Annotated in this window: 24 protein-coding genes and 2 pseudogenes; 17 read left to right on the top strand and 9 right to left on the bottom strand. The window is 70.1% G+C overall.

From position 1 onward, the window contains the following. Nucleotides 1–185 precede the first annotated feature (185 nt). Entirely contained in the window at nt 186–1,064 is an 879-nt protein-coding gene (locus tag ACFV9J_RS36555; protein ID WP_385361925.1) for an MBL fold metallo-hydrolase, read from the bottom strand. Nucleotides 1,065–1,320: 256 nt separating this feature from the next. On the opposite strand from ACFV9J_RS36555, the gene ACFV9J_RS36550 reads away from it, so the two are divergent. The 5 genes from ACFV9J_RS36550 (at nt 1,321) to ACFV9J_RS36530 (ending at nt 6,033) form a co-directional block, all read left to right on the top strand. Beyond that, nucleotides 1,321–2,007 (top strand): hypothetical protein, encoded by a 687-nt coding sequence (locus ACFV9J_RS36550; RefSeq protein WP_385361923.1) that lies wholly within the window; start codon nt 1,321–1,323, stop codon nt 2,005–2,007. A 57-nt stretch (nt 2,008–2,064) separates the two neighbouring features. Then, on the top strand, nt 2,065–2,499 hold the full coding sequence (locus tag ACFV9J_RS36545; RefSeq protein ID WP_385361921.1) for an HIT family protein: 435 nt from the start codon (nt 2,065–2,067) through the stop codon (nt 2,497–2,499). 21 nt (nt 2,500–2,520) lie between these two features. Further along, complete coding sequence (locus tag ACFV9J_RS36540; protein ID WP_385361919.1) at nt 2,521–4,176, top strand: GMC family oxidoreductase; 1,656 nt, start codon at nt 2,521–2,523, stop codon at nt 4,174–4,176. A gap of 178 nt (nt 4,177–4,354) precedes the next feature. Continuing rightward, the gene (locus ACFV9J_RS36535) at nt 4,355–5,245 is read left to right on the top strand and encodes a helix-turn-helix transcriptional regulator (RefSeq protein WP_385361917.1); all 891 of its coding nucleotides are present in this window, start codon (nt 4,355–4,357) and stop codon (nt 5,243–5,245) included. A 71-nt stretch (nt 5,246–5,316) separates the two neighbouring features. Next, complete coding sequence (locus tag ACFV9J_RS36530) at nt 5,317–6,033, top strand: alpha/beta fold hydrolase (protein WP_385361915.1); 717 nt, start codon at nt 5,317–5,319, stop codon at nt 6,031–6,033. A gap of 67 nt (nt 6,034–6,100) precedes the next feature. Here ACFV9J_RS36530 and ACFV9J_RS36525 read toward each other — a convergent pair whose 3' ends face one another. Beyond that, complete coding sequence (locus ACFV9J_RS36525) at nt 6,101–6,562, bottom strand: Lrp/AsnC family transcriptional regulator (protein ID WP_385361913.1); 462 nt, start codon at nt 6,560–6,562, stop codon at nt 6,101–6,103. A 166-nt stretch (nt 6,563–6,728) separates the two neighbouring features. After that, nucleotides 6,729–7,202 (bottom strand): Dps family protein, encoded by a 474-nt coding sequence (locus tag ACFV9J_RS36520; protein ID WP_385361911.1) that lies wholly within the window; start codon nt 7,200–7,202, stop codon nt 6,729–6,731. Nucleotides 7,203–7,509: 307 nt separating this feature from the next. Between ACFV9J_RS36520 and ACFV9J_RS36515 the strand changes: the two genes are divergently transcribed. Beyond that, on the top strand, nt 7,510–8,964 hold the full coding sequence (locus ACFV9J_RS36515; RefSeq protein WP_385361909.1) for a pyridoxal phosphate-dependent decarboxylase family protein: 1,455 nt from the start codon (nt 7,510–7,512) through the stop codon (nt 8,962–8,964). A gap of 659 nt (nt 8,965–9,623) precedes the next feature. On the opposite strand, the gene ACFV9J_RS36510 is transcribed toward ACFV9J_RS36515, so the two are convergent. Further along, nucleotides 9,624–9,926, bottom strand: a complete 303-nt coding sequence (locus ACFV9J_RS36510) for a hypothetical protein (RefSeq protein ID WP_385361907.1) — start codon at nt 9,924–9,926, stop codon at nt 9,624–9,626. Nucleotides 9,927–10,101: 175 nt separating this feature from the next. Beyond that, a complete protein-coding gene (locus ACFV9J_RS36505; RefSeq protein ID WP_385361905.1) occupies nt 10,102–12,324 on the bottom strand; it encodes an ATP-binding protein in 2,223 nt (740 codons plus the stop codon). A 120-nt stretch (nt 12,325–12,444) separates the two neighbouring features. Between ACFV9J_RS36505 and ACFV9J_RS36500 the strand changes: the two genes are divergently transcribed. The 6 genes from ACFV9J_RS36500 (at nt 12,445) to ACFV9J_RS36475 (ending at nt 18,751) form a co-directional block, all read left to right on the top strand. Then, a complete protein-coding gene (locus ACFV9J_RS36500) occupies nt 12,445–13,248 on the top strand; it encodes a nuclear transport factor 2 family protein (protein ID WP_385361904.1) in 804 nt (267 codons plus the stop codon). A gap of 712 nt (nt 13,249–13,960) precedes the next feature. Then, entirely contained in the window at nt 13,961–14,644 is a 684-nt protein-coding gene (locus ACFV9J_RS36495; protein WP_385361931.1) for a transposase, read from the top strand. A 51-nt stretch (nt 14,645–14,695) separates the two neighbouring features. Beyond that, nucleotides 14,696–15,484, top strand: a complete 789-nt coding sequence (locus ACFV9J_RS36490; RefSeq protein WP_385361902.1) for an SDR family NAD(P)-dependent oxidoreductase — start codon at nt 14,696–14,698, stop codon at nt 15,482–15,484. Nucleotides 15,485–15,505: 21 nt separating this feature from the next. Next, nucleotides 15,506–15,994: a hypothetical protein gene (locus ACFV9J_RS36485; protein WP_385361900.1), complete on the top strand. Its 489-nt coding sequence runs from the start codon at nt 15,506–15,508 to the stop codon at nt 15,992–15,994. A 1,526-nt stretch (nt 15,995–17,520) separates the two neighbouring features. Next, nucleotides 17,521–18,300: an alpha/beta hydrolase gene (locus ACFV9J_RS36480; RefSeq protein WP_385361899.1), complete on the top strand. Its 780-nt coding sequence runs from the start codon at nt 17,521–17,523 to the stop codon at nt 18,298–18,300. Continuing rightward, nucleotides 18,290–18,751, top strand: a complete 462-nt coding sequence (locus ACFV9J_RS36475; protein WP_385361897.1) for a hemerythrin domain-containing protein — start codon at nt 18,290–18,292, stop codon at nt 18,749–18,751. Before ACFV9J_RS36480 ends, ACFV9J_RS36475 begins: the two co-directional genes overlap by 11 nt. Before the next feature lie 124 nt (nt 18,752–18,875). Here ACFV9J_RS36475 and ACFV9J_RS36470 read toward each other — a convergent pair. The 3 genes and pseudogenes from ACFV9J_RS36470 to ACFV9J_RS36460 form a co-directional block, all read right to left on the bottom strand. Then, nucleotides 18,876–18,998, bottom strand: a pseudogene (locus ACFV9J_RS36470) (IS701 family transposase); the annotation flags it as partial. Between the two features lie 245 nt (nt 18,999–19,243). Further along, complete coding sequence (locus tag ACFV9J_RS36465) at nt 19,244–20,119, bottom strand: phenylalanine 4-monooxygenase (RefSeq protein WP_385361895.1); 876 nt, start codon at nt 20,117–20,119, stop codon at nt 19,244–19,246. A gap of 251 nt (nt 20,120–20,370) precedes the next feature. After that, nucleotides 20,371–21,237, bottom strand: coding sequence for a GNAT family N-acetyltransferase (locus ACFV9J_RS36460; RefSeq protein ID WP_385361893.1), 867 nt, complete (start codon nt 21,235–21,237; stop codon nt 20,371–20,373). A gap of 17 nt (nt 21,238–21,254) precedes the next feature. Here ACFV9J_RS36460 and ACFV9J_RS36455 point away from each other — a divergent pair. Next, a pseudogene (locus tag ACFV9J_RS36455) lies at nt 21,255–21,463 on the top strand (IS5/IS1182 family transposase); the annotation flags it as partial. Between the two features lie 44 nt (nt 21,464–21,507). On the opposite strand, the gene ACFV9J_RS36450 reads toward ACFV9J_RS36455, so the two are convergent. Beyond that, nucleotides 21,508–21,798, bottom strand: a complete 291-nt coding sequence (locus tag ACFV9J_RS36450; protein ID WP_385361891.1) for a hypothetical protein — start codon at nt 21,796–21,798, stop codon at nt 21,508–21,510. A 383-nt stretch (nt 21,799–22,181) separates the two neighbouring features. Here ACFV9J_RS36450 and ACFV9J_RS36445 point away from each other — a divergent pair, with 383 nt between their 5' ends. The 4 genes from ACFV9J_RS36445 to ACFV9J_RS36430 all read left to right on the top strand — a co-directional run bounded on the left by ACFV9J_RS36445 (nt 22,182) and on the right by ACFV9J_RS36430 (nt 26,034). Next, a complete protein-coding gene (locus ACFV9J_RS36445; RefSeq protein WP_385361889.1) occupies nt 22,182–22,439 on the top strand; it encodes a hypothetical protein in 258 nt (85 codons plus the stop codon). Further along, complete coding sequence (locus ACFV9J_RS36440) at nt 22,436–22,807, top strand: fic family toxin-antitoxin system, toxin component (protein WP_385361887.1); 372 nt, start codon at nt 22,436–22,438, stop codon at nt 22,805–22,807. The genes ACFV9J_RS36445 and ACFV9J_RS36440 overlap by 4 nt, the downstream gene beginning before the upstream one ends. 139 nt (nt 22,808–22,946) lie before the next feature. Continuing rightward, complete coding sequence (locus tag ACFV9J_RS36435) at nt 22,947–23,354, top strand: hypothetical protein (protein ID WP_385361885.1); 408 nt, start codon at nt 22,947–22,949, stop codon at nt 23,352–23,354. A gap of 61 nt (nt 23,355–23,415) precedes the next feature. Then, nucleotides 23,416–26,034 (top strand): ATP-binding protein, encoded by a 2,619-nt coding sequence (locus tag ACFV9J_RS36430; protein WP_385361883.1) that lies wholly within the window; start codon nt 23,416–23,418, stop codon nt 26,032–26,034. Nucleotide 26,035: the final 1 nt, after the last annotated feature.

The raw sequence follows: 26,035 nt of genomic DNA, 5'->3' as shown, positions 1-26,035 counted from the left end.
CGGCGGCCAGACCCGCGACGGCGAACTCCGACTCGAACACCTCCTCGAATCCATTCCCTGGGCCCACCGCTCCTGAACACCCACCGACCACGCCCACCAGGTACCGCGGTGCCGGCGGCCCCGTGCCTCCGGCACCCGCGCACCGCGCCGCCGCGCGGAGCCGTCGTCCGGGTCGGGACGTGCGACTAGGGCAACGGTTCCCAGGCGAAGGCGTCCCCAGCACGCCGTACCCGGCCGAAGGGGACGTCGGCGAAGTGGATGCCGAATCCGACGATGCCCTCGTCGGCGAGCCGGCCGAGCACCTCGCGCCGCAGTCCGGCCGACACGTCGGGCGCCGGTTCGCCCACGATCGCCCAGTCCGGGTGCGCGACCTGCGCCGGGGAGTGCAGGACGTCGGCGAACGCGAGCAGGCGGTCGCCGCCGGAGGTCACCTCGTACCCCATTTGCCCGGCCGTGTGGCCGGGCAGCGCTACGGCGCGCACTCCCGGGAACACCTCGTCCCCGTCCGCGACGGCACGCACCCGCGGAGCGAGTGCGTCCGCGACCTGCTCCGTCACCCCGAACGTCGTGTGGCGGTCCTCCCACTCCCGGTGCGAGACGAGGTACGCCGCGTGCCCGAAGGCGGGCTGGGAGCCGTCCGGCTCCGGGTGTGCGGCCCAGCCCAGGTGCTCGACGTGGAGGTGGGTGATCGCAACCGCCTCGATCTCGTGCGGACTGCGTCCGAGCGTGGCGAGGCTCTCCAGGAGCGAACCGCCGTACATCGACGCCATGCCGTGTTCCATCATGGAAACCGGCTCGGTGAACGGCCCGTAGCCGGCGTCGACCAGCATGGCTCGCTCACCATGCTCGATCAGCAGACCGCCGGCGCTGATCGTCAACCAGCCGGACGGGTCCAAGTACTGGCCGTTTCGTGCCCATGTCTCGTCCGACGTCGCCGGGAAGAGGCTGCGCGGAACCATCTTGACCGCTCCGTCCGGCACGTAACTCACGCTCAGCTCGCCCACCCGCAGCGAACGGATGGCTGCCGGCCGACGCAGCCGATCCTCGGTGTCCAGCTCCCTCATCACTGCTCCTCTTCGCGGTTGGCTACAGTCCATAAGACTACTAGTCCCGCTGCTAGAGGGTGTTATGTCCTCTGTGTGAACTCGCCCGCATTGGGCTGTCTGTCAAATGACGTGTGCTGCCTGACTTTTGCTGAATCCCCCATATCTCGGATCGGCGTGCAGCGTGGAGAGCGACCGCTGCCTGTGAGACTAATAGTTGAACTAGGTGGTGACTTTCCGTGCACGGATGGGGTTACCTGCCGCCTATGCTTCGGCCATGAAGGACAACAGCGACATGCCCCGGACGGGGGCCGACGGGGAGCTGACCGCCACCGCGTACGCGGTCCTTGGGATCCTGTTCGTCAACGGTGAGATGCTCTCGGCGGGCGAGATCAAGCAACGGACGGCCTTCGCCCTGCGGTTCTTCTACTCGGCGCCGGCCGTCAGCCACATCCGCCGCGAACTGCGTCGGCTCCTTGCTCTGGGCCTGGTCCAGGACAGTGAGGTGTCGCTGGGCGGATCGCGCCACGCTCAGGTGTTCCGCATCACCCCGGCGGGCGAGAGCGCGCTCAGGCACTGGGTCGTCGAAGGGGACGACGACACCATGACGGTCAAGGACCCCGTACTGCTCCGTGTCTTCCTCGGCCGCGGGGCGCCGCTGCCGAAGCTGCTCGCTCTCGTCGACGCCCGCCTGCGACGGGTGGACGAGGACATCCGCGATGTGGTCTGGGGGCACCGCCGCGCCGCGGAGATGGGGCTGATCCCGCACGAGGACCGCAGGCACACCATGGCGGTGTCGCAGTACACCTTGCGAGCCCTGTACTTTGAGCAGGGCAACCTCCGCCAACTCCGCGACACCCTCGCGGGCTTCGACGACGAGGCCTTCCAGCGGGACGCCAGGTGGCCTCGTGAGGAACTTCCCTTCCGTCCCTCGGACTTCATCCGTGACCCGGGGCGGCAATAGGACCGGCCCGCGCCTCTGCGGAGGAGCCGTCCGCCGTATGTGAAAGGAACTTCGACCGTGCCCACTGTGTTCTCCCGCATCATCGCCGGTGAGCTGCCCGGACGCTTTGTCTGGCAGGATCCCGAGGTCACCGCGTTTCTCACCGTCGCCCCCTTGCGGCCTGGCCACACCCTCGTCGTCCCCCGGCGTGAGATCGACCGGTGGACGGATGCAGACGGCCCGCTTCTGGCGTGGTGCATGGAGGTCGCCCAGGCCGTCGGGCAAGGAGTGCAGCGGGCCTGGGACGCTCCGCGGGCCGGCCTCGTCGTCGCGGGCTTCGAGGTGCCGCACCTGCACATCCATGTCGCTCCGGTCTGGGACATGTCCGACTTCGATTTCACCAAGGCCAAGCCGGAGGAGGACCAGTCCGCACTGGACGACGCCGCGGAGAAGCTGCGTGCCGCCCTGCTCGAACTCGGTTATGAACAGGCCCGGGACACCGACCGCGGCTGATACTCCAAGGAGACGCTGAACATGAGCAGCCACCCCGGACGTGCCGACGCCGCGGTGACCCAGGCCCCGGCCCCGGTGCCGACCTCGACCACGGCCGCGACCACGCACCGGCTCGCCCTCGCCGACCACCTGGACGACGGTGCCACGTTCGACTACATCGTGTGCGGCGCCGGTTCGTCAGGTTCCGTTCTCGCGGGCAGGCTCGCGGCCGATCCGGCCGTCACGGTACTGCTCGTCGAGAGCGGCGGCAGTGACGACGACGAGCGGGTTCGCAATCCCGACCTGTGGCCGGCCAACCTCGGCACCGAGCGCACCTGGGACCATGTCACGGAGCCGAACCACCATCTGAACGGGCGCCGGCTCGCCTACGCCACAGGCCGCGGACTGGGCGGGGGAGGCGCCGTCAACGCGGGTGTGTGGGCCCGCGGCCACCGCACCGACTGGGATTCCTACGCCAAGGCCACGGGCGATCCCACGTGGGGCTACGCGCACGTACTGGAGCACTACCGCGGCATCGAGGACTGGCAGGGCGCGCCCGACCCCGAGCGCCGGGGCACCGGCGGGCCGATGCGGATACGGCCGTCCCAGGACGTGCATCCGCTCTTCACCGCCTTCCTCGACGGCGCCGAGGCCACCGGCATCCCCCGGTTCGGCAGTGCCAACGGCGCCCTGATGGAGGCGAACTCCGGTGGCGCCGTGCGGGACGAGAACATCCACGACGGCGTGCGGCAGACCCCCTTCCGCCGCTACGTCGCAGACCGTGTGGGCCAGCCGAACCTGACGGTACTGCCGCACACGACGGTCGCCCGCGTCCTGGTCTCCGCCGGCCGGGCCCGCGGCGTCGAGATCGTGCGCGACGGCAGGCCGCTGCGCGTCAACGCGTCGCAGGAGGTGGTGCTGTCGCTGGGCGCGCTGAGCACCCCGGCCGTGCTGATGCGGTCCGGGATCGGGGACGAACGCGAACTGCGGGACCTGGGCATCGCGGTGGCCCAGCACCTGCCCGGTGTCGGCCGCAACCTCGACGACCACATACGTCTGCCCTGCATGTGGGAGGCGACGGACGTACCGCTGCCGGTGCCCACGCGAAGCCAGGCCGTCTGCTTCTGGGAGGACGAAACACGGCCGGGTGCACCGGAGTTCGTCATGTACCTCTCGCCTGCGCCGTCCGTTTCCGCCGAGAGCGCTGCGCAGTACCCGCCGCCGGAGCGGTGTTTCACCCTGATGCCTGCCATGCGCCCGCGCGACGGCAGCCGTGGCCGGGTCCGCCTGGCGAGCACGGACCCGATGGCCGGACCGCGCATCGAGACGAACTTCCTCGCCGACCCCGACGACGTGCGCTCGGCCCTGTCCGCCGTGGCCACGGCCCGGGAGATCGGCAACTCCGCGGCGCTGCGCCCGTTCGTCGAGCGGGAGGTGTCCCCGGCGTCGTCGGTGACGGACACGGTGGAGGGGTTCGTGCGCGACGCCGTGGAAACCTTCTGGCACCAGTGCGGTACGTCCCGGATGGGACGGGACGAGGGAGCCGTCGTGGACGGGAGGCTCAAGGTGTACGGCATCGAGGGCCTGCGCGTCGCCGATGCCTCGGTGCTGCCCCATGTGACGGTCGCCAACACCATGGCCCCTTCCATGGTGGTCGGTGAGCGGGCGGCCGAGATCCTCGCGGCCGAGCGGGGCTGACGAGGGGCCGGTCCGCAGGACGGGCCCATCGGGCGGCGTCGTCGCGGGCAGCGGCGCCGGCCCCGTCCTGCCGGCCGGACCGGAGGGTTGTCCGCGAGACCCACGTGACGGACATCGGGGGACCGACTGGGCCACCCTCCCGCCGTGGAGTCCTCAACGGCCGTGCGACCCTGGGCAGATGGACCGTGAGTACCCCGACCGTGCATCGCTGGCGGAGTTCCTCCGCTCCGCCCGGTCGCGCCTCACCCCGCAGAGGGCGGGGCTCGACGGCGTCGGGCCGGGTCGACGCCGCGTGTCCGGACTGCGCCGGGAGGAACTCGCCGGGCTGGCAGGTGTGAGCGTGGACTACTACACCCGTCTCGAACAGGGCCGCAGCCGCAGCGCCTCGGCAGAGGTCCTCGACGCGCTCGCCACCGCCCTGCAGCTGGACGACGCCGAGCGCGGCCACCTGCATACCCTCACCGGGCCACGGCCGGTCCGGCCCCGCCGTCCCCGCCCCCAGCGAGTGCACCGTGCCACCCGGGACCTGCTGGACACCCTCCAGCAGGCCGGCCGCCCGGGCTTCGTCCTGGGACGACGCCTTGACGTGCTGGCCCACAACGAGCTCGCAGGACGCCTGATCACGGACTTCCGCGCGCTGCCCGCGGCCGAGCGGAACCAGGCCCGCTTCGTCTTCCTCGACCCGCACGCGCGCGAACTGTACCGGGACTGGTCCCGCGTCGCCGCCGACACCGCCGCCATGCTCCGCCTCGACGCGGGCCGCCACCCCGACGACCCCGCCCTGAGCAGCCTGGTCGGTGAGCTGTCCATACGCAGCAAGGACTTCAGCCGGTTCTGGGCGGACGCCAAGGTCCACCGGCGTGCGACCGGCACCAGGGCCTACCACCACCCCCTCATGGGCGAGGTCACCGTCACCTGCCAGGCCCTCAATCCCGTGGACGACCCGGACCAGACCCTCTTCGTCTACGGCACCGAGCACGGGAGCCCGTCCGAGACCTCCCTGCGCCTGCTGGCCCAATGGACCGACACCGGCGGCGTCACGACGCAAGCCCCCGGAGCTCACGACTGACACGTGAGGTGCGGCTCCGTGCCGTACCCCAGCGTTCGCATTCGCCCCACCGTCAAGGAAGAGGAAACCTCATGTCCCTGTACGTGCTCGTTCACGGTGCCTGGCACGGCGGTGCCTGCTGGGACCGGACAGTCCCGCTGCTGGAGTCCGCCGGGCACCAGGTGTACGCCCCGTCCCTGACCGGTCTCGGGGACCGTGCGCACCTGCTCGGCCCCGAAGTCGGGCTCGACACACATGTCGAAAACGTCGTCGGTCTCATCCTCGCCGAAGACCTCACCGACGTGATCCTGGTGGGGCACAGCTACGCGGGGATGATCGTGTCGGCGGTGACCGATCGTGTCCCCGAGCGAATCTCCCACGCGGTCTACGTCGAAGCGCTGGTACCTGCGGACGGCGAGAGCGCGGCCGACGTGCTCCCGGTCTACCAGGTCGAGTTCATGGTCCAGCTCGCGGAGAGCTCCGGCGACGGCTGGCGTATCCCCCCGCTGCCCGAACTGCCGCCCCCTGCGGGCTTGTTCGGGGTCACCGACCCGGACGACGTGGCATGGTTGCGCGGCACTCTGTCCGACCAGCCGCTGCGAACCCTTCAGCAGCCGGTCCGCCTGGTGAACCCGGCGGCCGACAGGGTTCCTCGCACACACATCCACTGTGCCGGAGGGGAGCGGCGTGCCGTTCCCCCGCTCCAGCCCAACGGAGAACCCGCGGTGGTGTGGGAGCTGGACACCGGCCACGACTGCATGATCACCGACCCGGAGGGCCTTGCCGCACTGCTCCTCAAGATTCCGTGACGGACGGGCGGTGACTGGGCGGACGCGCACCCGACGGGACCGCCTCGGCCCACTCGGCGGCGACTGGTCACCGTGGCCGGATGGGAAACTCGGGGGTGCTCTTGATCGTCTTCATGGTGAACTGCGAGTGGGTGCGCGCCACCCCGGGCAGGTCGGTGAGGTGCGCCATGTAGAAGCGCTCGTAGGCATCGAGGTCGGGCACGGCGATCCACAGCAGGTAGTCGGGCTGGCCGAACATCCGCAGGCAGTTCGCGACCTCGTCGAGTTCGCCGACCGCGGCCTCGAACGCCTCGATGGTGGCTCTGTCCTGCACGGCCATCTCGACGTGCAGCAGCACCTGGAACCCGCGGCCGACGGCGGCCGGCTCGACCGTCGCGCGGTAGCCGGTGATCACACCGCTGTTCTCCAGTTGCCTGACCCGGCGCAGACACGGGGAGGGAGACAGGCCTACGAGATCGGCCAGCTCGGTGTTGGCGAGACGTCCGTTCTCCATCAAGTGCGCGATAATTGCGCGATCGGTCTTGTCCATGGCACAGAATACCAACGACTCTCTACGCAAGACCCCACGACGTGGCATGGCAACCGGCCGGACCTGGACCCGGACCCGCCAGTGACCCCGGCTGCGAGGCGGTCTTCGCCCGGCAGCAGGAGCGCAGGGTGATGACCGCCTCGCGTGAATGCCCGCCCGCTGCTGGTCAGACCCGGTTCTCGGCCTGGAACATCCAGCTCTGGTGCTCCAGATCCGCCGTGAGTCCGATGAGGAGGTCCTCGGTGACGACATCCACCGGGCCGACCTCGACGATGCGCTTGCGCAGCCTCTCGGTCACCGCGGAGAGTGCGTGCACCAAGGACGCGACGGCATCGCTGTCCTTGGTCCAGCCTGACGGAAAGGAGGGCACGCCGCTGGTTGCGGCTATGGTCGCGGCCCGTCCGTCCGGGCTGACGCCCATGGCGGCCGCGCGTTCGGCCACCGTGTCCGCGTGGTTCCGAGCGATGGTGGCGGCCTCGTCGAGCTGGACGTGAACCGAGCGGAATCGCGGGCCGCACAGGTTCCAGTGGGCCTGCTTGGCCACCAGGGACAGGTCGAGAAGGTCGGCCAGAGTCGCCTGCAGCGCCGCACCCGCGGTCTCGCGGTCGCGCTCCGGCAGAGAGTTGTTGATGACTGGCATGGGAGACCGGTCCTTTCGTGAGTGGTGGGGTGGGGCGTTGTGAGCCCGAGGCTAGGAACGGCGGGAGCCCCCCGTGGGTTCAGCTCGTCCGGTACGTGATCGCGGAGCAGACATGCGAGTGGCCTGGCGGCCCGAGACTCCGACCAGGAGGACAGCGAGTGCGCGGAAGTTGCGCGATCTGTAGTTCTCATGGCACAGAGCGCTAATGCAACCGGCTTGAAAGGGCATATTTGCCATCCTGTGCGGCGGCTTCACGGCTACTTTGGCCGGACAAGGCGAAGACAACCGCGAAGCCCTGGAGACGCTGATGCCCGAAAAGCCGCTGCTCGGACTGACCCGGGACGAGCGCGAGGCCGCCGGCCGGCTGCTGAACGCCTTCTTCCACGACTACGAGGAGTCCGTCGCCCGGCGCCCGCTCGTTCCCGAGGTGGACCGGGAGGTTCTCTCCGGCCTGCTGGAAACGCCGTTCCCCGACCAGGGCATCGGCGTCGAAGGGGTCTTCCACGAGATCAAGGAGAAGATCCTCCCCAACTCGACCACCGTGGCCCACCCGCGCTTCCTCGCCTACGTGCAGGGCCCGCCCAACGGCATCGCCCCCTACGCCGAGGCAATCGCCGCCACCATCAACCAGAACTGCAACTTCTGGCAGCTCTCGCCGGCCGCGAGCGTGGTCGAGCGCTCCGTCATCAGGTGGCTGGGCGGGCTCTTCGGGTACGGCGACGAGGCGGGCGGGATCCTCACCGGCGGCGGCTCGATCGCCACCCTCAACGCCCTCACCACCGCCCTGCACGTCCGGCGCCCGCACTTTCGCGAGCAGGGCCTGCAGACGACCGGGCCCCAGCTGGTCGTGTACACCTCCGTGGAAGCGCACCGCTCCGTCGACAAGGCGGCGGCGATCCTGGGCATCGGCCTGGACAACGTCCGGCACATCCCCACCGACGACCAGTACCGCATGCGGGTCGACCTGCTGGAGGAGACCGTCCGCGCCGACCGGGCGGCCGGGCTGGAGCCGTTCTGCGTCGTCGCCACCCCGGGCACGGTCACCAGCGGCTCCATCGACCCGATCGACGCCGTCGCGGACGTGTGCGCACGCGAGGACCTGTGGCTGCACCTCGACGGGGCCTACGGTGCGCTGTTCGTCCTGTCCGAACGCAAGCGCGCGGCATTCGAGGCGTGCCACCGCGCGGACTCCATCGCCCTCGACCCGCACAAGCTGCTGTTCGCCCCCCTGGAGGCGGGCTGCCTGCTGGTCCGTGACCGCGCCCAACTGGCGCGGGCCTACGCGTTCTCCGCCTCGTACATCGCCGCGGACGAAGACCCCCTGATGGTCGACTACATGGACTACGGCCCCCAGCTGTCCCGCAGCTTCAAGGCACTCAAGATATGGAGCGCCCTGCAGACCTTCGGTGTGGACACCTTCCGGGCCGTGACCGACCACGTGCTCGACCTCGCCCAGTACCTCGCCGACCTCGTCGAAGCCGCTCCGGACCTGGAACTCATGGCGTCCCCGTCACTGACCGCCGTCTGCCTGCGGATCAAGGGGGCCACCGAGGCCGACCACACGGCCGTACTCGCCGAGCTGATCGAGGACGGCACCGCCCTCCTCGGCCCCGCCCGGCTCGCCGGCCGCCACGGCATCCGGGCCTGCGTCACCAACTACCGCACCACCCGCGACGACATCGAACTGATCGTCACCCGCCTGTCCGACATCGCCCGCGCCGGTCACGGAAAGGACATCGGCACCCCGGCGACGGCCCGGTGAACGACACACGCCGGTCCACGCAAGCCACCCGAAACGGATCCGCCGATCAGGCCCTCGACCGGGCCTACGCGATACGGGGAACCGGCCGACGCGGAGCGTCGGCGTGCAGGAGCACGCCGCGCGTGGGCACCCGCGCCGCGCAGCCACCGGGATAGCGCGGCAGATCCTCGGCATGGCCAGGGCCCGCTCGAAGGCAAGGCCGGCGCCCGTGCTGGACACCCGGCCAAGCCAGCCGCGCCAGAGTTGGTGTGCGGCCGGGCACACGCTCAGGCTTCGGTCCGCGCCAGGTAGTTCCGGATGATTTCCACGTACTCCCGCCGCAGCGGTTCCTCCTCCAGGAACCCCATGTGGGCTGCTCCCGTCTGTGTCACATGCTCGGATCCCGGGATGCGCGCGGCGATGTCAGCGAGGTGCGTGGGAACGCATTCATCGAACTCGCCCCCGAGGACGAGCGTCGGAATCCGGATCTGATCGAGCCGGTCGAATATGTCCCAATCTTTGAGTCAGGGGTTCGAACGCCTCGAACAACACATCACTCGGGTACCCCGGCCCACCGTGGACCAGCAGTAGAGGCCTGCCACCGTGTCCCATCCGGCGGTACCACACCTCGCCGCCCGGCACGGCGATGGTTCCTTCCCTCACCTCGGCGGATCCCACGGTCAGCACCTGCCCGACGCTGATGCCGGCGTGGCGTATCCGTACTCTTCCACCCGGTCGACGAGGCCGTCCCTGAACCGGAGGTACATCATGGCGTGAAACTCCTCGTGCGCCCCGTCGATCCGCGTCAACTGGAGATTCTGCTGCTGCAGCACCTCGTCGGTCTTCTCGAACCAACGGACCACTTCGTGCACATTGCGCGCGCCGCGTCGAAATTTGAGGATGCCAATTGCCTCAGAAAGTGCATTGCCTTCTCGTGCAGGCCGTACTCCATTTCGATTCCTCCTGTTTGCCGAGAACTCCATTCGCCTCCGCTTTCTCGGCAACGGAGACGACGTTGCGCCATTGGCCTTAAGATAAAATTCCTGGAAGGGTAAGTCTTGACTTGGTTGGCCACTCCAGGCAGTGCATTTTCGAGGCGGGGAAGGCTTCGAGAACATAACGTTTTCCCGGTGGGCGGTCGTCAGCGGGCGGCCGGGCTCAGCCCCGCCCCGAAACGGTCTCGGCGCGCCGGACAAGTTCCCGGAACCGTTCGCCGAGTTGGTCGGAGTCCGGGGCTGGTTCCGAGCCTGCCACGCCCTCCCACCATTGTGCTGATGCCACGTCACCGAGGTCGGCGGCCACGGCTGCGGCCACGCCCGCCAACTGTGTCCGCGGCCTCTCGTCCTGCTGGGGGGAGAGTTCGGCGGCGGTGGCAAGCATCACGGCGGCGTCGTCCAGGCGTCCTTCGCGGCGGGCGGCTTGCGCGCACTCCGCGAGGACCGCCGGGACCGAGAACTCACTGCCCAGCTTCCGCGCCGTGTCCGCCGCGGCCCGCCAGTGTCGCGCCGCCGCGGCCCGGTCGCCGCGCAACAGCGCACCGTCGCCGTAGCCGATCGGCACGTGTACGGCCGTCCACACGTCGCGCTCCACATCAAGGCGCTTCTTCATCAGGACCTCTGCCTTGGCCAACAGAGTCCGTGAACCGTCGAAGTCCTCCAGGCGCAACGCCGCCGCCGACGCGAAGATCGCTGCTTCCGCGGTCAGCGAGGCGTCGTCGATCCGCTCGGCAAGACGCATCGCCCGCTGCGCGGTGGTGAACAGGTCTGCGGCTATGCGATTGGACCCGGCGCGCGCCACCAGCCAGCGGGCACGTCCATGTTCGCTCAGGTCGTCCTCATGCAGGCGGTTGGTCCAGGCGAGGGTTTCGTGGGTGTGCCCGGTCATCCACAGCGGCAGCCACACCGACCACAGCAGTTCGGCGGCGGCGTTGTACTGGCCGGTGTCGACGAGGTGGTCGAAGCCGAGCCGCAGCACATGGCGGTCGGTCTCGACCCGCTCGACCGCTGTCATGTCGCCCCGGCCCCGGATCCGTGCACCGTGTTCGCGTGCCGCCCGCAGAGCCCATCGGGCCACGCCTCGACGCACGTGTTCCCCGTCGGCCGGTTCAAGGGTCTCGACGGCGTGCCGGCGGATCGGTTCCAGCAGCCGGTACCGCGTGCCCGGCCCCGTGTCGTCGGCGCGAGCCACCAGGGAGTGCTCGATCAGCTCGACGAGCGCTCTCACCGCGTCTGCCCCGTCCGCCCCGTCCGCCGCGTCCGCCGCGTCCGCCGCGGCGATCGCGTCGACGGTATCGAGGGAGAAGCTGCCAGGCAGCATGGAGAGCCGAGGGAGCAGGCGCTGGGCCGCGGGGCCGAGCATCTGGCAGCTCCACTCCACGGTGGCCGCCATGGTGCGTTGCCGCGCAGGCAGGTCCCGTGGGCCGGCCACGGGCAGTTCCGTGAGCGTGTCGATCCGCTCAAGCAGCGCCGGGGGCCCCAGCCGGGCCGCTGCGGCGGCCATGAGTTCGATGGCCAGGGGCAGCCCGTCGGTCTGTCTGCACAGCTGCGTGACGGCACTGTCGTCTTCCCTCCCCATGGGCGGTGCCCCGGCGGCGGCCAGCCGCTCGCCGAAGAGCTGCTCCGCCGCGCTCGGACCGAGCGGGGCGATACGCATCTCACGTTCCCGGCGTACGCGCATCGGGACCCGGCTGGTGGCAAGGATCACCGTGTCGGGGGAGGCCGTGAGCAGCTCGGCCAGGTGGGGGCCGAAGGCTGTGACGCGCTCCAGGTTGTCGAGCACGAGCAGGGCCGACGTCCCGGCGAGATGCTCCGCGAGGCCGGCCACGGTGCCGGCGGCACAGGCCGCCGCGTGGGCCACGGCCGCGAGGGCGTCGTCGGGTCCGGCGGCGGCGGTGAGGTCGGCGAAGTACACGGCGCCCGGGCGCTCGGCGGCCAGCACATCAGCGGCTACGAGGGCGACGGTGGTCTTGCCCACCCCGCCCGGACCGGTGAGCGTCACCAGCCGGCCCGGCGCAGAGCCCAGGGCGTCGACGACTTCCGCGACCTCGGCGTCACGGCCGACCACCTCGACGCTCGACGGCGACGGCGTGCGGGGCGTCAGCTTGCGGGACGGCATTTCGAGCGCCACGTTCCCGGCCCGCCCCAGGGAGGACAGCAGCGCCATGCGGTCGGCGTCTCGGAGCTGCAGCGCTGCGGCCAGCATCCGCACGGTGTGCGGCTGGGGCTGGGTCCGTCGCCCGCGTTCCAGCGCGCTGACCGCGTCGACGGACAGCCTGGCGGCGTCGGCCAGTTCCTGCTGGGTCAGCGACCTGGCCTCCCGTAAATCCCGCAAGAGCGCAGCGAAGCTGATCGCCTTTCGTGCCGGTCCTGCTGAATCGTTCACGATGTCGATTGTGGCCCAACGGGGTCCGGGCGTTGTCCCGGCAGTGTCCGGTTGCCGGGCAGCACTTCCGATATTCATGATCGACATGACAGGACGAACCACCGCTAGGAGATCCAGGCCATGCTCCCTCGGGCCCTTCAATCACTGCGCGACGCGATCAACTCCCACGTCCCGGAGCGGATCGCCGGCTGTTTCACTGAGGACTACGTGGCCGAACGACCTCTGCGACCGGCCGAAGGATTCATCGGTTCCGGCGAGGTCGCCGTGAACTGGACGAAGATCCTGGCGGGGCTGCCCGACCTCCATGTCGAGATCCTGCGCCACGCCCAGAACGGCGACGAATTGTGGTCGGAGTGGGAGTACCGAGGCACCGCCCCGACCGGGGTGACGGTTCTGCTGCGCGGTCCGGTCATCCTCACCACCCGCGATGAACGGATCGCCTGGGCCCGGTTCTACCCGGACCCGGTCACCATGGAGGGCCCGACCCACACCACCGTTTCGCAGGTACTGGACGCACCGGCCGAACGGATCTTCGCCGTCCTCCGCGACCCCCGCCGCCACCCCGAACTCGACGCCACCGGCCGACTGCGGCGCGCCGAGACCTCCCAGCCGCTCGCCGCCGTAGGCGACACCTTCATGATGACCATGCACAGCGAGGAGCACGGCGACTACCGGATCGAGAACCGCGTCGTCGCCTTCACCGAGAACCGGCTCCTCGGCTGGGCACCCGGACAGCCCGGACAGCGCTCGTCCGGGCACCGCTTCACCTGGAAGCTCACACCGACCGGCAACGGTCGCACCGAGGTGACCCAGACCTACGACTGGGCAGCGGTCACACACCCGGGGCATCTGATGCGAATGCCGGTCGTCACCGCCGACGAACTCGACACATCGCTGACCCGCCTGGCCGCGGCGCTGGCCTGACGAGCTCGTACGCGGTAGGCAGGGAGGCGTCGAGAACGGCGGCGGGGCCCGGTCCCCACCTCTGCCGTGTCGACGCCAGGTCCGCGGTCTTGCCGATGGGACAGCAGGCCTGCGACGGCCTGAACGGTGTCGCTCATGCGCGCGCGGCAGCCGAGGCGGCGGGCCAGGGGCCGCCAGTTCCTCAGATGTGCGATGCCGTGCTCGACTCGTACGACGTGAGGAGTGTGCCTTGCGACGAGGAGTGACCTTGCGCTGTCGTTCGCGCATCTCCTCGGGCCGGGCCGGGGCATTCTTGGACTTGCGATGTGGTGATGTCACCACCAGGCCGCCGGTCTGCGCGCTCAGACCCTGATACCCGGCGGCGGTGAGAATCTCCACTGCGGGCCCCTCGGCCAGGAGCTCGACAGCCCCAACTGGCGGGCCTGGGTGATGTCCGCGCGGCATGAGGGGCCGGTCGGGCTGCGCCCCGGCGCGTCGCCTGCGTCGTCCGTGACCACTGTGCACTCGACGGCGTTCGGCTTGTTCCTGCCGGAGACGAGCGTGCCGCGATTCCTGCGTCCGGCGGTGGGCCGACGGACCTGGATCTCGGCGCTGTTGACGATACTGGTCGTCCTGTTCGCGCGCGGGGCCGCGCCTGACCGACGGCCCGGGCGGTGGTGGAGCGGTTCACGCCGAACCTGCGGTCCGGCACGTCGTGAGTGACCCCGGATCGATGATGGACGGGCCGGTCTCAGCGGCGAGTTCAGCGATCACGTCGGCAGACAGGTCCGTGATTCTCCGCTGCATGAGGCGCGCTCCCCACCACCACCCGACCATGATCGGCGGTACGACGATCCGCTCCGCCTTCGCCCAGCCCACCGCGGACGCCGTCCGCACCCAGCTCGACACGGTTGCCGACATGCCCGGCCGACAGTTCCCCAAGGTCAGAGATGCTGTTGGAGGCCAAAGAACACCGGACCGCGTTCGCGGACTTTCCCACCAGCACCGGAAGAAGACCCCGGCGACGAACCCGCTGGAATGGCTGAACCGGGAAATCAAACGCCGCACCGACGTCGTCCAGTCCTTCCCCAATCCCCAACCCAGTCGGCGTCCTCCGCCTCGCGACCGCGGTCCTCGCCGAACTCTACGACGAATGGATCGCCTTTCCCGCCGCAACCTCTCCAACGAGAGCATTGACGTCCTCAACACCGATACCCCGGCCGTCCGGCCCGACGCTCCCGCACCTCCATGTCGCCGATCACAACAGATCGAAGTGGTGCTCGCCGAGGGGTGGGCGCGGTCGGCCGGTGAAGTCCGGTGTGAACTGGGCGAGCGGTCATGTGAGACGGCTCGGCCGGCAATGCCTCTCATTTCCGCGTGGACGAGCGGGGTCCATCCACCTACCCGGCTAACGTGACCACGTACTCCGTCGCTGTGCCAGGACGGCACTCACTAACAGGAGAAACTCGTGGATCTGGATCTCAAGGGCAAGCGTGTTCTTGTCACAGGGGCAAGCAAAGGCATAGGCCTGGCGATCGTCACGGCGTTCCGCGCCGAAGGCGCCGACGTTGTCGGTGTGTCCCGAACGAGCACACCCGAACTCGAGGCCACCGGTGCCACGTTCATATCCGGCGATCTCAAGTCACCGGGTGTCCCTCAGCGAGTGGTCGACGAGGCACTCGCGCTGAACCCTCGCCTCGATGTGCTGGTGAACAACGCGGGAGGCGGCGTGCCGACCGAGGAGACACTTGCCGACCTCTTCGGAGGTACGGCCGACGTTTGGGCGGACACCTTCGCCTTGAACCTCAACGTTGCCGTCGAGACCACTCGGGCCGCCCTTCCGGCTCTGACGCGCTCTCGGGGCGCAGTGGTCAACATCAGTTCGCAGAACGCCCGCGATCCCCGCAGGGCGCCGCTGTCGTACTCGGCGGCCAAAGCCGCGTTGAACTCGTTCTCCCGCGGGCTGGCGGAACAGGTGGCGGGATCGGGAGTGCGGGTCAATGTCGTCACCCCGTCCGGCACACGGACTTCCGCTCTCCTCGACAAGGAGGGCTTCGGCGCGGAGCTGGCAGCCCGCATGAATCTCGATCACGACAAGATGCTGGAGATGTTGCCTGAGCACGCCGGAATCGTGACCGGCCAACTGATTGACCCAGCGGAGATCGCCCGAGCCGTGCTCCTGCTCGCGTCTCCGACGATGCCCAGCGTCATCGGATCCAACTGGCTGGTCGATGGCGGCGCGCACAAGACCATTTGAGGCCGTCATGTTCCGGCATCCGTGTTCCGCGAAGCGGCCGGGAAGACCGAACTGTTCGTCCTGTCCGAACGCAAGCGCGCGGCATTCGAGGCGTGCCACCGCGCGGACTCCATCGCCCTCGACCCGCACAAGCTGCTGTTCGCTCCCCTGGAGGCGGGCTGCCTGCTGGTCCGCGACCGCGCCCAACCGGCGCGGGCCTGCGCGTACTCCGCCTCGTACATCGCCGCGGTGTGGACACCTTCCGGGATGGCGTCCCCGTCACTGACCGCCGTCTGCCTGCGGATCAAGGGGGCCACCGAGGCCGACCACACGGCCGTACTCGCCGAGCTGATCGAGGACGGCACCGCCCTCCTCGGCCCCGCCCGGCTCGCCGGCCGCCACGGCATCCGGGCCTGCGTCACCAACTACCGCACCACCCGCGACGACATCGAACTGATCGTCACCCGCCTGTCCGACATCGCCCGCGCCGGTCACGGAAAGGACATCGGCACCCCGGCGACGGCCCGGTGAACGGCACACACCGGTCCACGCAAGCCACCCGGTACCCACAGCGCCCACCCCTGCCCCGGCTAACGACCTGCGGAGGCCGAGGAGAAGGCCCGAGTTCTGTTGGAGCGCCTTGGCGGCACCCACCCCGCCTCGCGGACGGCCGCATGGTGGCGACCGTCTCGGTCGTCCTGGACGGTGACCGCCACCGAACTGTTCCGCTTCGGCCACTCCTGGTCCACCGTCCACGCCATCCGGAGTGAGACCGCGGCCACCGGCAGGGCGAGGGCTCGGAACAGGTGATCAGCTCACGAGGCGGGTCACGGACTCGCAGTCCCGGCTGCTACCGTCGCAGACCCTGTGATGTCCCGTCCGGTCGAGCTGATGCCTGAAAGTGTCCGGCGTTGGATCGGCTCTGGCTGGTCTGCGGGGAGCCCTGCGACCTGCCTTGAGCCACTGGTGCGTCGTTGAGGTTGGACCGGGAGGCAACGGAGCGTGTCACGCTGCCCCCTGACATGGCGGCGTGGGCGGCAATTGATGCCTGGTTCGGCGGGACACCCCAGGTGTGACGGTCCGAGCGGCTCTGCGGCCTGGACCAAGGGGACTGCTGCTCGAACGAAATGGGTTCGATGGCGTTGAGCGCGTACAAAACGCTGCTACGGCCGTCCTCCACGTCATGCGGTGTCTCGTGGGGCAAGGGTGTGGAGCGCCCGACCGCTCCCGCACTCGATGGAGCGTGTCGGGGGTCCTGGCTCCGGAAACTGGGCGGTGGGTACGGGCTGTGTCGCGGGTCATGGCTCCGGAAGCTGGGCGGCGGACTACCGGGATAGCGCGGCAGATCGTCGGCATTCTCCCCGAATTCGGGGAGCTGACTGTGCGCGCCGTAGTCGTGACTGGGGCCGCCGCGCATCGCGTCGCGGTGCGGCTCCTGCGCCATGTGAGGGAGGAAGGACGTCTCACGGGTGTTCTGCAGCCGCGAGATGTGCCTATCGGGTCGTTGCTCTTCGGGCATCTCGGCTCTCCTTCTGCATGCCGGGACGGCACAGCATCCGGTGCTACAACGGAGATCCTTGCCGATCGGTTCAAGCGAGCGGAGCACAGGGACGGCCGGCCAGTGGGGGCGGCACCCACTACCGGTCGCCTCCGGGCCGTCGGCACCCAACACAGCGGCCATCCCGATTCGGGTGGCGCGCCGCGACGAAGGGGCCTCGATCCCATCGAGGGGGAGAGGCCATGACAGCGGGGACGGGTGTGGTGCCTCAGGTGACCCGGGGGCACCGTGCCCGCATCGGCCTGGTTGTCCTCGGTGCCGTCATCACCGCCGAAGTGCTCGCGGAAGCACGCATAGGGGCCCGCCGTCCATGCGATCTCCACTGGGCGGACGCCCGGGGCATGCCGAATCGCGCCCCTCGGAGTCTGCGTGCTCGCCCTGACGCCGTTGCGGCAGCGCGAGGCACAATTGCCGCTCTGTCCTTGCCGGTTACCATTTCAGGCAGCGTCGCGTGCCGGTGGCGGGTGGATCGTCAGGCATGGAGGCGTCGTACCGAAAGGTGGCTACGGCCATTCCCGTCCCAACTTCACAGAAGATCACGCTTTACCCCGCAGCGGACCGGTTCCGCGGTCCCCGCCCCGCCGTCCTCGTCCTGCCCGGCGGTGGCTTCCGGGAACTCCCACCGCACGAGGGCGAAGGCTACGCGCGCTGGCTGTCCGGCCTCGGTATCCACGCCTTCGTCCTGTCCTACCGGCTGCTGCCGGACCGGTTCCCGGCCCCGCTCGAAGACGCCCGGGCCGGGTTGGACCACATCCGCAACGGCGACCACGGCCTCGACATCGGCCGGGTCGGCGTCATCGGATCAAGCGCGGGCGGCCAACTCGCCGGCCTGCTCATGACCGGCCGGGTCCTGTCCGTCGAGGAGGGCGTCGTCGACCCGCCCCGACCGGACTTCGCGATCCTGGCCTATGCGCTGGCCGACCTCGACCTGCTGCCGCCGCCGGTCGTCGAGACCCTGCTGGGCGACCTGCTGCCCATCAAGGACGAGCTGTCCCCGGCCAAGCATGTGGATGCCTTGGTGTGTCCGACCTTCGTATGGGCCACCGCTCAGGACCCGCCGGGCCTGCCCAACGCCCTGGAGTGGACCCGGGTGCTGGCGGCGGCCGGGGTCCCGGTGGAGTTGCACGTCTACCCGGTCGGCAGTCACGGCATCGGCCTGGCCGACGGCGTGGAATACGGCGGCGAGCCGCACAAGTTCATTGCGCGCGAGCCGCACACCGCGTCCTGGACGACCGCGTGCGCGGCCTGGCTGCGACGGGAGGGCGTTCTTGCCGACTGACCGTGTCACGGCCTGGGGCGGGGAACTGCAGCGGGTGCACGGCAAGCTGCGCAATGCGCTGGCGCTGGCGCGGGCGCGACTGGACAGCGGTGACCCCGCCGACGCCGCCACCGACCTGTTGTTGTTCTGCCACGGGTTCTGCGCCGCGCTGTCCGGCCACCATCGCGCCGAGGACGGTTCGCTGTTCCCGGAACTGGTACGGGCGCGACCCGACCTGGGGCCCGTGGTCGCGAAGCTGACTCAGGACCACAACATGATCGAGCACCTCATCGGCGGATTGCAGAAGGCGGTGGCCGACTCGACCGACCCGGAAGTGGCGCACCGCCACCTGGACGGGATCGAGGCGGTCATGGAGACGCACTTCAAGTACGAGGAGAAGCAACTGGGAGCGGTGCTGGACGGCATGGACACCGACTTCGACCGCACCGAGATCTTCGGCCCGATCAACTGACAAGAACGGACGGGTGACGGGACCGACGGTCATGTTCACCAGGGGGCCTGTCGTGCCACAGATCGCGCTCGGGTTGGTGGACGTAGTCCTTCCACAGGCGCACGGCCGCGCTGACGTCACCCGGCTCCGGCTCGGTCGCAAAGAAGGTGTCCTCGCCCAGGCCCGCCGCCCGGCAGCGATCCGGGTCCCGCGTCCACGAGCGCGGGACACACAGCTCCCGGTCCACCGCCGCGTGCCCGCGCAGTCCCCACACACGCGACGTCGGCTGTTGTACCCCCAGTCGCACCCGCCCTCGACCGCAGCAGCCGAAATCTCACGTCACGGTTTCGGAGGTGATGCGCACGCCGCCGAATCCGCAATCCCGACGGACGATCCTGGGCGGATATTCCGGGCGACACCCTCCGCGAGGGAATGTCCCGGTCTTTTGATTCCCACGCCCTCGTCGACTTCACCTCCGCGAAACCGTGACGCGGTACTGGCACGGCACAGCTCTCAGGACTCCGCGGCCCGTCCGAAGCGCGGCGCGCTCTCGTCGTCGAGCGCCGACAGGAAGCCGCCCAGGGTGTCGGTGACCTCGTCCAGGCTGCGGGCGCTGAAGAGCACCGGCTGGTACCCGGAGATGTCGTACTCGGTGACCAGCATCGCGGGGATGTCCAGCGGACGGATCCGAGCCTGCCGCAGACGGCAGATCTCCCCGGACGAGGAGAGCAGAGCCGCCCCGTACGCCTTCGGTGTCCCGCCCTCGTCGAGGACTCCGTACTCCAGGGTGAACCAGTACACGTCGCTGATCATCTGGAGGACGTCCTTGCTCTCGACGCCCATCGCCGCATCGCCGATCAGCCGGTAGACGTCGGCGAAGGCCGGCGAGGCCAGGTGGATCCCGTGGCCGAAGACGTCATGGATGATGTCCGGTTCGGGGGTGAACATCGGTACGGCCGGGTGGCGGACGAACTGCACGGCGTGGAAGTAGCCGTCGGCCATCGAACCCAGGAACCTCTTGTTGGCGACCACACCGCCCGCGAGGGTGAAGTCGAAGCCCGTCAACCTCCGCAAGTGCAGCCCGACCTCGGCATGCTGCGGGATGTGGTCCGCCGGCACGGGCGCCTGTTCACGGGCGTCGAGAGCGGCACGGCAGGCATGCTCACGTTGGGCGTCCCAGAGCCGCTGGTGGACGGTGCGCCAGGTCCGCTGCTCGGCCTCGGTGTAGTCCACTCGTGGTGAGGGGTCACCGACCCGGTGTCCGCGGGCCAGCGAGGCGATGGCCCGACGCCGCAGCAGGTAGCGGGGGTCACTGAGGCCAGGGTGCTTGGCGGCCGCGTCGAGGCGGCCGTCGGTCGCGATCGGCGTACGCACGTGAATATCTCTCACAAACCCGATTGTTTCGGTCGGCGCGCGGCCGGAGCGCCCGGACACGCCTGCCCCGGCGGTGCGTCGTCCACGGCCCGCTCGGATCGCCAACCGTCCCGCTCGCCCGCCCCGGTCGAAGCACCCGGCCGCGGCCCCGCCCACCGCCGCCCGCCCCGCCGCGCCCACCACCTCCTGACGTCGGCGGCTTACGCGGCCATCGCCCTCAACACCTGACCACCCACCACAGGAAGCACAGCACGACCCGATTCACTTCAGGAGAACTTGTACCCGGCGAAGTCGGCGACGTGGACATACCCAATGCGCTGGTAGAGGGCGTTGCTGGTGGGGTTGTCCGGGTCCGTGAACAGGACGACGTCCGTCGCGCCCGCGGCCGACGCTGCCCGGCTCGCCTCGACCGTCACGGCGCCCGCGTAGCCGCGGCCCCGGAGGCGGGCCGGGGTGTAGACGGGGTCGATCCGGACCATGCCGCCGATGACCGGGGTCGCCGCGGCCATCGAGACGGGGGTGCCGTCCGGGGTCTCCCAGAAGGTGAAGTGCCGGTCGCCGAAGCGTGAGTCGTCCCAGGAGCCGGCGTCGATCAAGTCGATGGAGGACTGCTCCCCGACATCAACGCAGAACTCACGGCACCAGTGCACGAGGCGTTCGCGGTCTGTCCCGTCCACGAGACGGCCCCGGCCCTCCGGGTGCGGCTGCGGCGGGGTGAGTGTGCCGAGACGGTAGAGATGCGTCCGCCAGAAGAGTGCCGGCGCCGCGCCCGTGTGCCGCTGCCAGGAGTCGGCGAATGCGGTGGCGGTGTCGTGGTCCGCGATGACGTTGGCGGGCGAGTGGCCGAGGGCTGTCAGATGGGCGGCGAGGGCGTCGGTCTGCTCGACGGAAAGGGGAGTGAGGCCCAGTCGGCCGCGCGAAGTGAGATAGAAGACCGCGCGGACCTCGCCTCCGGCCTCCAGTCGCCCGAGGAGGGCGGTGACCGGGCCGTATGCGTCCGGCCTGCGTATCCGCAGCTTTTCGATGTCCGTCAGCGGCGTGTTGTGCAGGGCGGGGCGCGAGCGCAGGAAGCCCCCGGCTCGTGCGAGGAAGTCGTCAACGTCATGGGTGAGGTGCCAGTCGTCCGGGAGCATGCTTCATGATCCCGGATCTCGGCGTCGATTCCACGACCTGCCGCGCTCATCAGCACCCGGCTGGTACCTCCACCCGTGCCCCAAGACCCCGGGTCGGCGCGGAAGCCCGGTACGTCATCGTTCCGACGAGGCACTGAGACGCTCGCGAGTCGGACTCACAAGCAAGATCCACCTTGCCGGGGAAGGCAGGTGCAGCCCGCTCGGTATTGTCATCACGCCCGGCCGGTGAGGGGACGCCCTGACGTCCCAGGATGAGCCGTCGAACTGGGTCTACCAGGGTGGGCGGGTGTCGCGGCGTGCTTCTGGCGTCTGCTCGGGCAGAGCTGTGTTCTGGTCGGTGCGCAGCAGCATGCCCGGGTCGGGTTCGAAGTCCTCATTCGACGGTGCCGGCTGGTGGAAACGCTCGGTGCGCGCAATGGTGACTTCCACCAGCCGGCCCTCCTGGAACATCCACAGCCCGAAGCAGTCGTCGTCCTGGTCGCGAAGTAGAACCTGGACTGTATGCGGATGCGGCCACGGCAGCGATTCCAGGTGCCTGAGCAGGCCCTTGCGGGCGCGCATCCTCTCCAACTCCAGGGCCTACCCGAACTCATAGCCCCAGTGCCCCGCTATCGGGACGAAGCGACCTCGCCACGTACGGTCAGGGTCGTCCCGGGTCAATGGATCCATCACCTCGTCCGACCAGCGAGCGAGCACGATGACCTCGGCGTCTCTACTCATGCCGGAGTATCGCCGCATCCGCCTGAGCCACTGCAACCCAATTCCGCAACCGGCGTCGCAGGGACTGCCAGATCGTGGTCGGCAGCGCGTTTCCAGGAGGGTCTCTGCCGCCGTACGAGCGTGCCGGCCGTAGTTCCTGGGCCCCTGAGCCTCTGAGCCCCGTCTCCTGCGCGTCCGCCGCTGCGGCTTCCACCCGACTGCTACCACCCTGCTACCATAGTTGCATGAGTTCCGCGAAGAAGCAGACGCAGGTCCGGTTGGACGAGAACGCCCTGGAGGCCGGGAAGGCAGCCGCGCGCGCCCGCGGGCTGGACTTCAACAAGTACGTCGAGCGGCTCATCATCGAGGACACCACCGGCGCCCGGGCCGCCGGCATGGCAGCGGCCCAGCGGCTCATCGACGAGCACGGCTCGTTCCTCGACGACCTGGAGCAGCAGCTCGACGCCCCGTACGCCGGCTCTCGGCCGGGCGTCGCCGCGTGATCCTGCACGTCGACGAATCCTGGATCCTCGAAGTAGCAGAACGGGCCGGTCACCGCGACCCGGCCGCCGACGACTACGGCGTGCCCATCGCCGCCGTTGCCCGCCACCGCGGCGAACTGCTCGACACCCCGGTCTACGACGGCGCCTACGCCCGCGCCGCCGCCCTCGTCCACACCCTGGGCCGCTGCCGCTGGCTGGAACGCTCCAACCTCACCGTCGCCTGCGCCGCCGCCGTCATGTACCTCGAAGCGAGCAACATCCCGGTCAGCCCCACCCGCGAGCAGCTCACCGCGCTCGCTCACGAACTCAACAACCCGCGCTGCACCGCCCCACGCATCGCCTCCTTCCTGCGCACCTGGAAGCCCTGACCCCCCACGAAAGTCGAGTGGTCGGACGGGTGGTCGTCGGCGCGGCGTTGGGACGGACTGACAGCGATGACGACGCGGCGTAACCTGAGGGCCCGAGGGTTGGGACATGACGGGCACGGGGGCAGGGGGCCGGGGGAGCATGGATCCGAACACGGTCGCACAACTGGCGGGGTCGGCGGTGGTCGCCGCGATGGCCACCGACGCTTGGCAGCAGGCGCGCGGCGGCGTCGTCGCCCTGTGGCGCCGGGTCCGCCCCGACGAGGCACCGACAGTGGACGAGGAGTTGTCCGAGGCCCAGACGGTCCTGCTCGCGGACGACGGCCGGGTCAACGCGGCCGAGCTGACCGAGGTGTGGCGGGCCAGGCTGCTGGAGTTGCTGCTCGCCGATCAGCGGCGCACCGACGAACTCGCCGAGGAACTCGACCGGTTGACGCGGAGTCTCACCCCGCCCGCGCCGCGCGCCGGCCCCGTGCGGATGAACGCCCGTGCCACCCGCGGCGGCCGCGTCTACCAGTCGGGCGGCGACATGACCATCAACGAGCGGTGACGGGGCGGCGGTGACGTCGTCCGACAGAACCGGTCAGCCGGAGACCTCCCCGGCGGTCCGGATGACCGCTCGCGCGTCCGCGGGCGGCAGCGTCGTCCAGGCCGCCCGCGACGTACGGATCACCGAGGTCCACCACCACGCGCCGACACCGGAAGCGATCGTACTGGTGGAGCGGCTCCAGCCGACCGCCGAGGCGGTCGGGGAGGTCTTCGTCGGCCGGGACGACGAGATCGGATCCGTGCTCGGTGTACTCGACCCGCGCCACGAGGCGACCGCCATGATGGTGGTGTCGGCGGTGTCGGGGCTCGCCGGGATCGGCAAGACCGCGCTGGCCAGGGTGAGCGCGGCGGAAGCGGTGGCCCGGGGCTGGTTCCCCGGCGGTGCGGTTTTCGTCGACCTCAACGGCTACGCGCTCCAGCCCGAGCAGCGGATCCAGCCGCACCAGACGTACGGGCCCTTGCTGCACGCCCTGGACGACGGTGCCGGGGACCGGGTCGACCCGCGCCACCAGGCCGTGCGGTACCACCGCCTGCTGGACTCCCTCGCGGCCGAGAGCCGGAGCGTCCTGCTCGTGCTGGACAACGCGTCCACCAGCGCCCAGGTCGCCGACCTGCTTCCCCGCTCACGCAGACACCGCGTCGTGATCACCTCACGGCACACCCTGACCGTCAGGGGCTCCCGCACCCTCGACCTGCGGACGCTGGCGGGACAGGACTCGCTGACGCTGGTCAGACGGCAGTTGGAGCAGCTGTCCGCCTGGGACGACCGCGTCCACGGCGACGACCTGACGGGCCTGCGACGGCTGTGCGCGCTGTGCGGGCACCTGCCCCTGGCGCTGCACATCGTGACGGCGCTGCTGGCCGGCGCGCCGGGGCTGGCCCCCGCCGAGCTGGCGGACGAACTGGCCCGGGCGCACAGCAGGCTGGACCTGCTGGACGACGGGGAGCGCAGCGTGCGCGCCGCCTTCGACCTGTCGTACCACCGACTGGCACCGGACCAGGCCCGGCTGTTCCGCCTGCTGCCGCTCCACCCCGGCCCGCACTTCGGCATCGACAGCGCCGCCGAACTCCTCGGCTCCCGGACCCACCAGGCGCGGCTGCTGCTGCACGGACTGGCCCGGTCGCACATGATCGAGCACGTGGCCGCCGGCGCCTGGCGCCAGCACGACCTCATCCGCGACTACGCCATCGAGCTGATGGCACGTGACCAGGACGACCAGCAAGAGCCCTCCGAACGGCTGCTGAACCACTACGCGACGAAGTCCACGGCAGTCACGCAGGCGCTTCGCGAGGGACTTCCCCCGGACGATCCCCGGGTGCGGGAGGCGCTGGCCTGGTTCGACCGGGAGCTGCCCAATCTCCACGCCGCGGCCGGGACGGCGGCGACCTTCGACGACGTCGACGCCGCGCTGCGCATGCTGGACGCCGTCGCACAGGTCCACCGTCATCGCGGCCAGTCGGCGGAGCTGGCGGAGGCCGCCGCCCGGATGGCGGACGTCGCGTCCTCCTCGGACGACGTCCACAGCACACCGTGGGCCCTGGCGGGCCGGGCCTGGGAACTGGGCGTACGGCTGAACACACACGGCGGGTCGGCGCGGGCCGGAGAACTCCTCGCGCTCTCCGCCGAGTCGCTGCGCCGGTCGCTGGACCCTGCCGACGGCGCGGCACACGAGCAACTCACGGCGCTGTGGGAGACCGTGCGCCGCGCCGTCGCCGAACTGCCCGGGACCGACAAGCTCGCCGCCGTGCCGCTGTTGCACGAGCTGGCCCGTACGGCGTCCATGGCCGGACTCGAGGACTACATGGTCGCCAGACCCCTGCGGCTGGCGCTCGCCCAGGCCGGCAGCAGCGGAGACCACCTCTCGGTTGCCCTCACCCATCTGGTGAAGGCACGTCACTGGGTCCGGCGCCACCGCATCCCGGAAGCCCTCAGCCGCCTGGACGTGGCCCTCAAAGCGCTGCTGTGCGCAGCAGGGAGCACGGACACCGACGCCGCACGGCTGGAGCACCTCTGGCGGCAGCTGACGGAGACCGCCAACCGCACGGCGTACGCCGCGCTGGAGATCAGGGATCGGCTGCGCCACCTGCGCGACCACCTGGAGCGCGCGGCCTCGCTGTCCCTGGCGGCGTGGCAGGGCCTCGGCTCCGCCGAGCATGCCGCGGCCACCCTGAGCCACTTCGCCGAGCTGTGCCACCACGCCGGCCACCTCCTGGGCGCGGTCCGGCTGTACGCGAAGGCCGTCACCGCTTACGAGGAACTGGAGCGGCCGAAAGACCTGGCACGCACCCTGGTCAACCTGTCCGCGGCCTACACGGCGCTCGGCGAACACGTCCCGGCCGTGGAGGCGTTGAAGCGCGCTCTTCGCCTCTTCGTCGGCGAGGGGGACCGGTCGGCCGAGTCCCAGGCCCGCGCCCTGCTCGCCCACGGGCTGCTGAACCTCGGCCGGGAGTCGGAGGCGATCGACGCCGCCACCCGGGCGGAGGAGGCGGCGGCGGACGCGGACGACTACGCCGGTCGGGCGTCCGCCGCGCTGGCCCTCGCACTGGCCCTCGGCCGCTCCGGGCGGCGCGGCCACGCGGAACGCGCGGCACAGCGAGCCCTCCAGGCCGCCAGGCGCGCCATGAGACCGGACCTGTCCCGCTCCATACGCAACAGACTCCGCAGCGAGGATCTGGTGTAGC

The sequence above is a fragment of the Streptomyces sp. NPDC059906 genome, from assembly GCF_042730645.1.
GTDB classification, from domain to species: domain Bacteria; phylum Actinomycetota; class Actinomycetes; order Streptomycetales; family Streptomycetaceae; genus Streptomyces; species Streptomyces rubrogriseus.
This window is presented reverse-complemented; position numbering and strand designations above follow the sequence as displayed.

Coding starts and splice junctions, on each gene's coding strand:
- ACFV9J_RS36555 (WP_385361925.1), bottom strand. CDS start 1,064: ATGAGGGAGCTGGACACCGAGGATCGGCTGCGTCGGCCGGCAGCCATC.
- ACFV9J_RS36550 (WP_385361923.1), top strand. CDS start 1,321: ATGAAGGACAACAGCGACATGCCCCGGACGGGGGCCGACGGGGAGCTG.
- ACFV9J_RS36540 (WP_385361919.1), top strand. CDS start 2,521: ATGAGCAGCCACCCCGGACGTGCCGACGCCGCGGTGACCCAGGCCCCG.
- ACFV9J_RS36535 (WP_385361917.1), top strand. CDS start 4,355: ATGGACCGTGAGTACCCCGACCGTGCATCGCTGGCGGAGTTCCTCCGC.
- ACFV9J_RS36530 (WP_385361915.1), top strand. CDS start 5,317: ATGTCCCTGTACGTGCTCGTTCACGGTGCCTGGCACGGCGGTGCCTGC.
- ACFV9J_RS36525 (WP_385361913.1), bottom strand. CDS start 6,562: ATGGACAAGACCGATCGCGCAATTATCGCGCACTTGATGGAGAACGGA.
- ACFV9J_RS36520 (WP_385361911.1), bottom strand. CDS start 7,202: ATGCCAGTCATCAACAACTCTCTGCCGGAGCGCGACCGCGAGACCGCG.
- ACFV9J_RS36515 (WP_385361909.1), top strand. CDS start 7,510: ATGCCCGAAAAGCCGCTGCTCGGACTGACCCGGGACGAGCGCGAGGCC.
- ACFV9J_RS36510 (WP_385361907.1), bottom strand. CDS start 9,926: ATGGAGTTCTCGGCAAACAGGAGGAATCGAAATGGAGTACGGCCTGCA.
- ACFV9J_RS36500 (WP_385361904.1), top strand. CDS start 12,445: ATGCTCCCTCGGGCCCTTCAATCACTGCGCGACGCGATCAACTCCCAC.
- ACFV9J_RS36495 (WP_385361931.1), top strand. CDS start 13,961: ATGATGGACGGGCCGGTCTCAGCGGCGAGTTCAGCGATCACGTCGGCA.
- ACFV9J_RS36460 (WP_385361893.1), bottom strand. CDS start 21,237: ATGCTCCCGGACGACTGGCACCTCACCCATGACGTTGACGACTTCCTC.
- ACFV9J_RS36450 (WP_385361891.1), bottom strand. CDS start 21,798: ATGCGCGCCCGCAAGGGCCTGCTCAGGCACCTGGAATCGCTGCCGTGG.
- ACFV9J_RS36445 (WP_385361889.1), top strand. CDS start 22,182: ATGAGTTCCGCGAAGAAGCAGACGCAGGTCCGGTTGGACGAGAACGCC.
- ACFV9J_RS36435 (WP_385361885.1), top strand. CDS start 22,947: ATGGATCCGAACACGGTCGCACAACTGGCGGGGTCGGCGGTGGTCGCC.
- ACFV9J_RS36430 (WP_385361883.1), top strand. CDS start 23,416: ATGACCGCTCGCGCGTCCGCGGGCGGCAGCGTCGTCCAGGCCGCCCGC.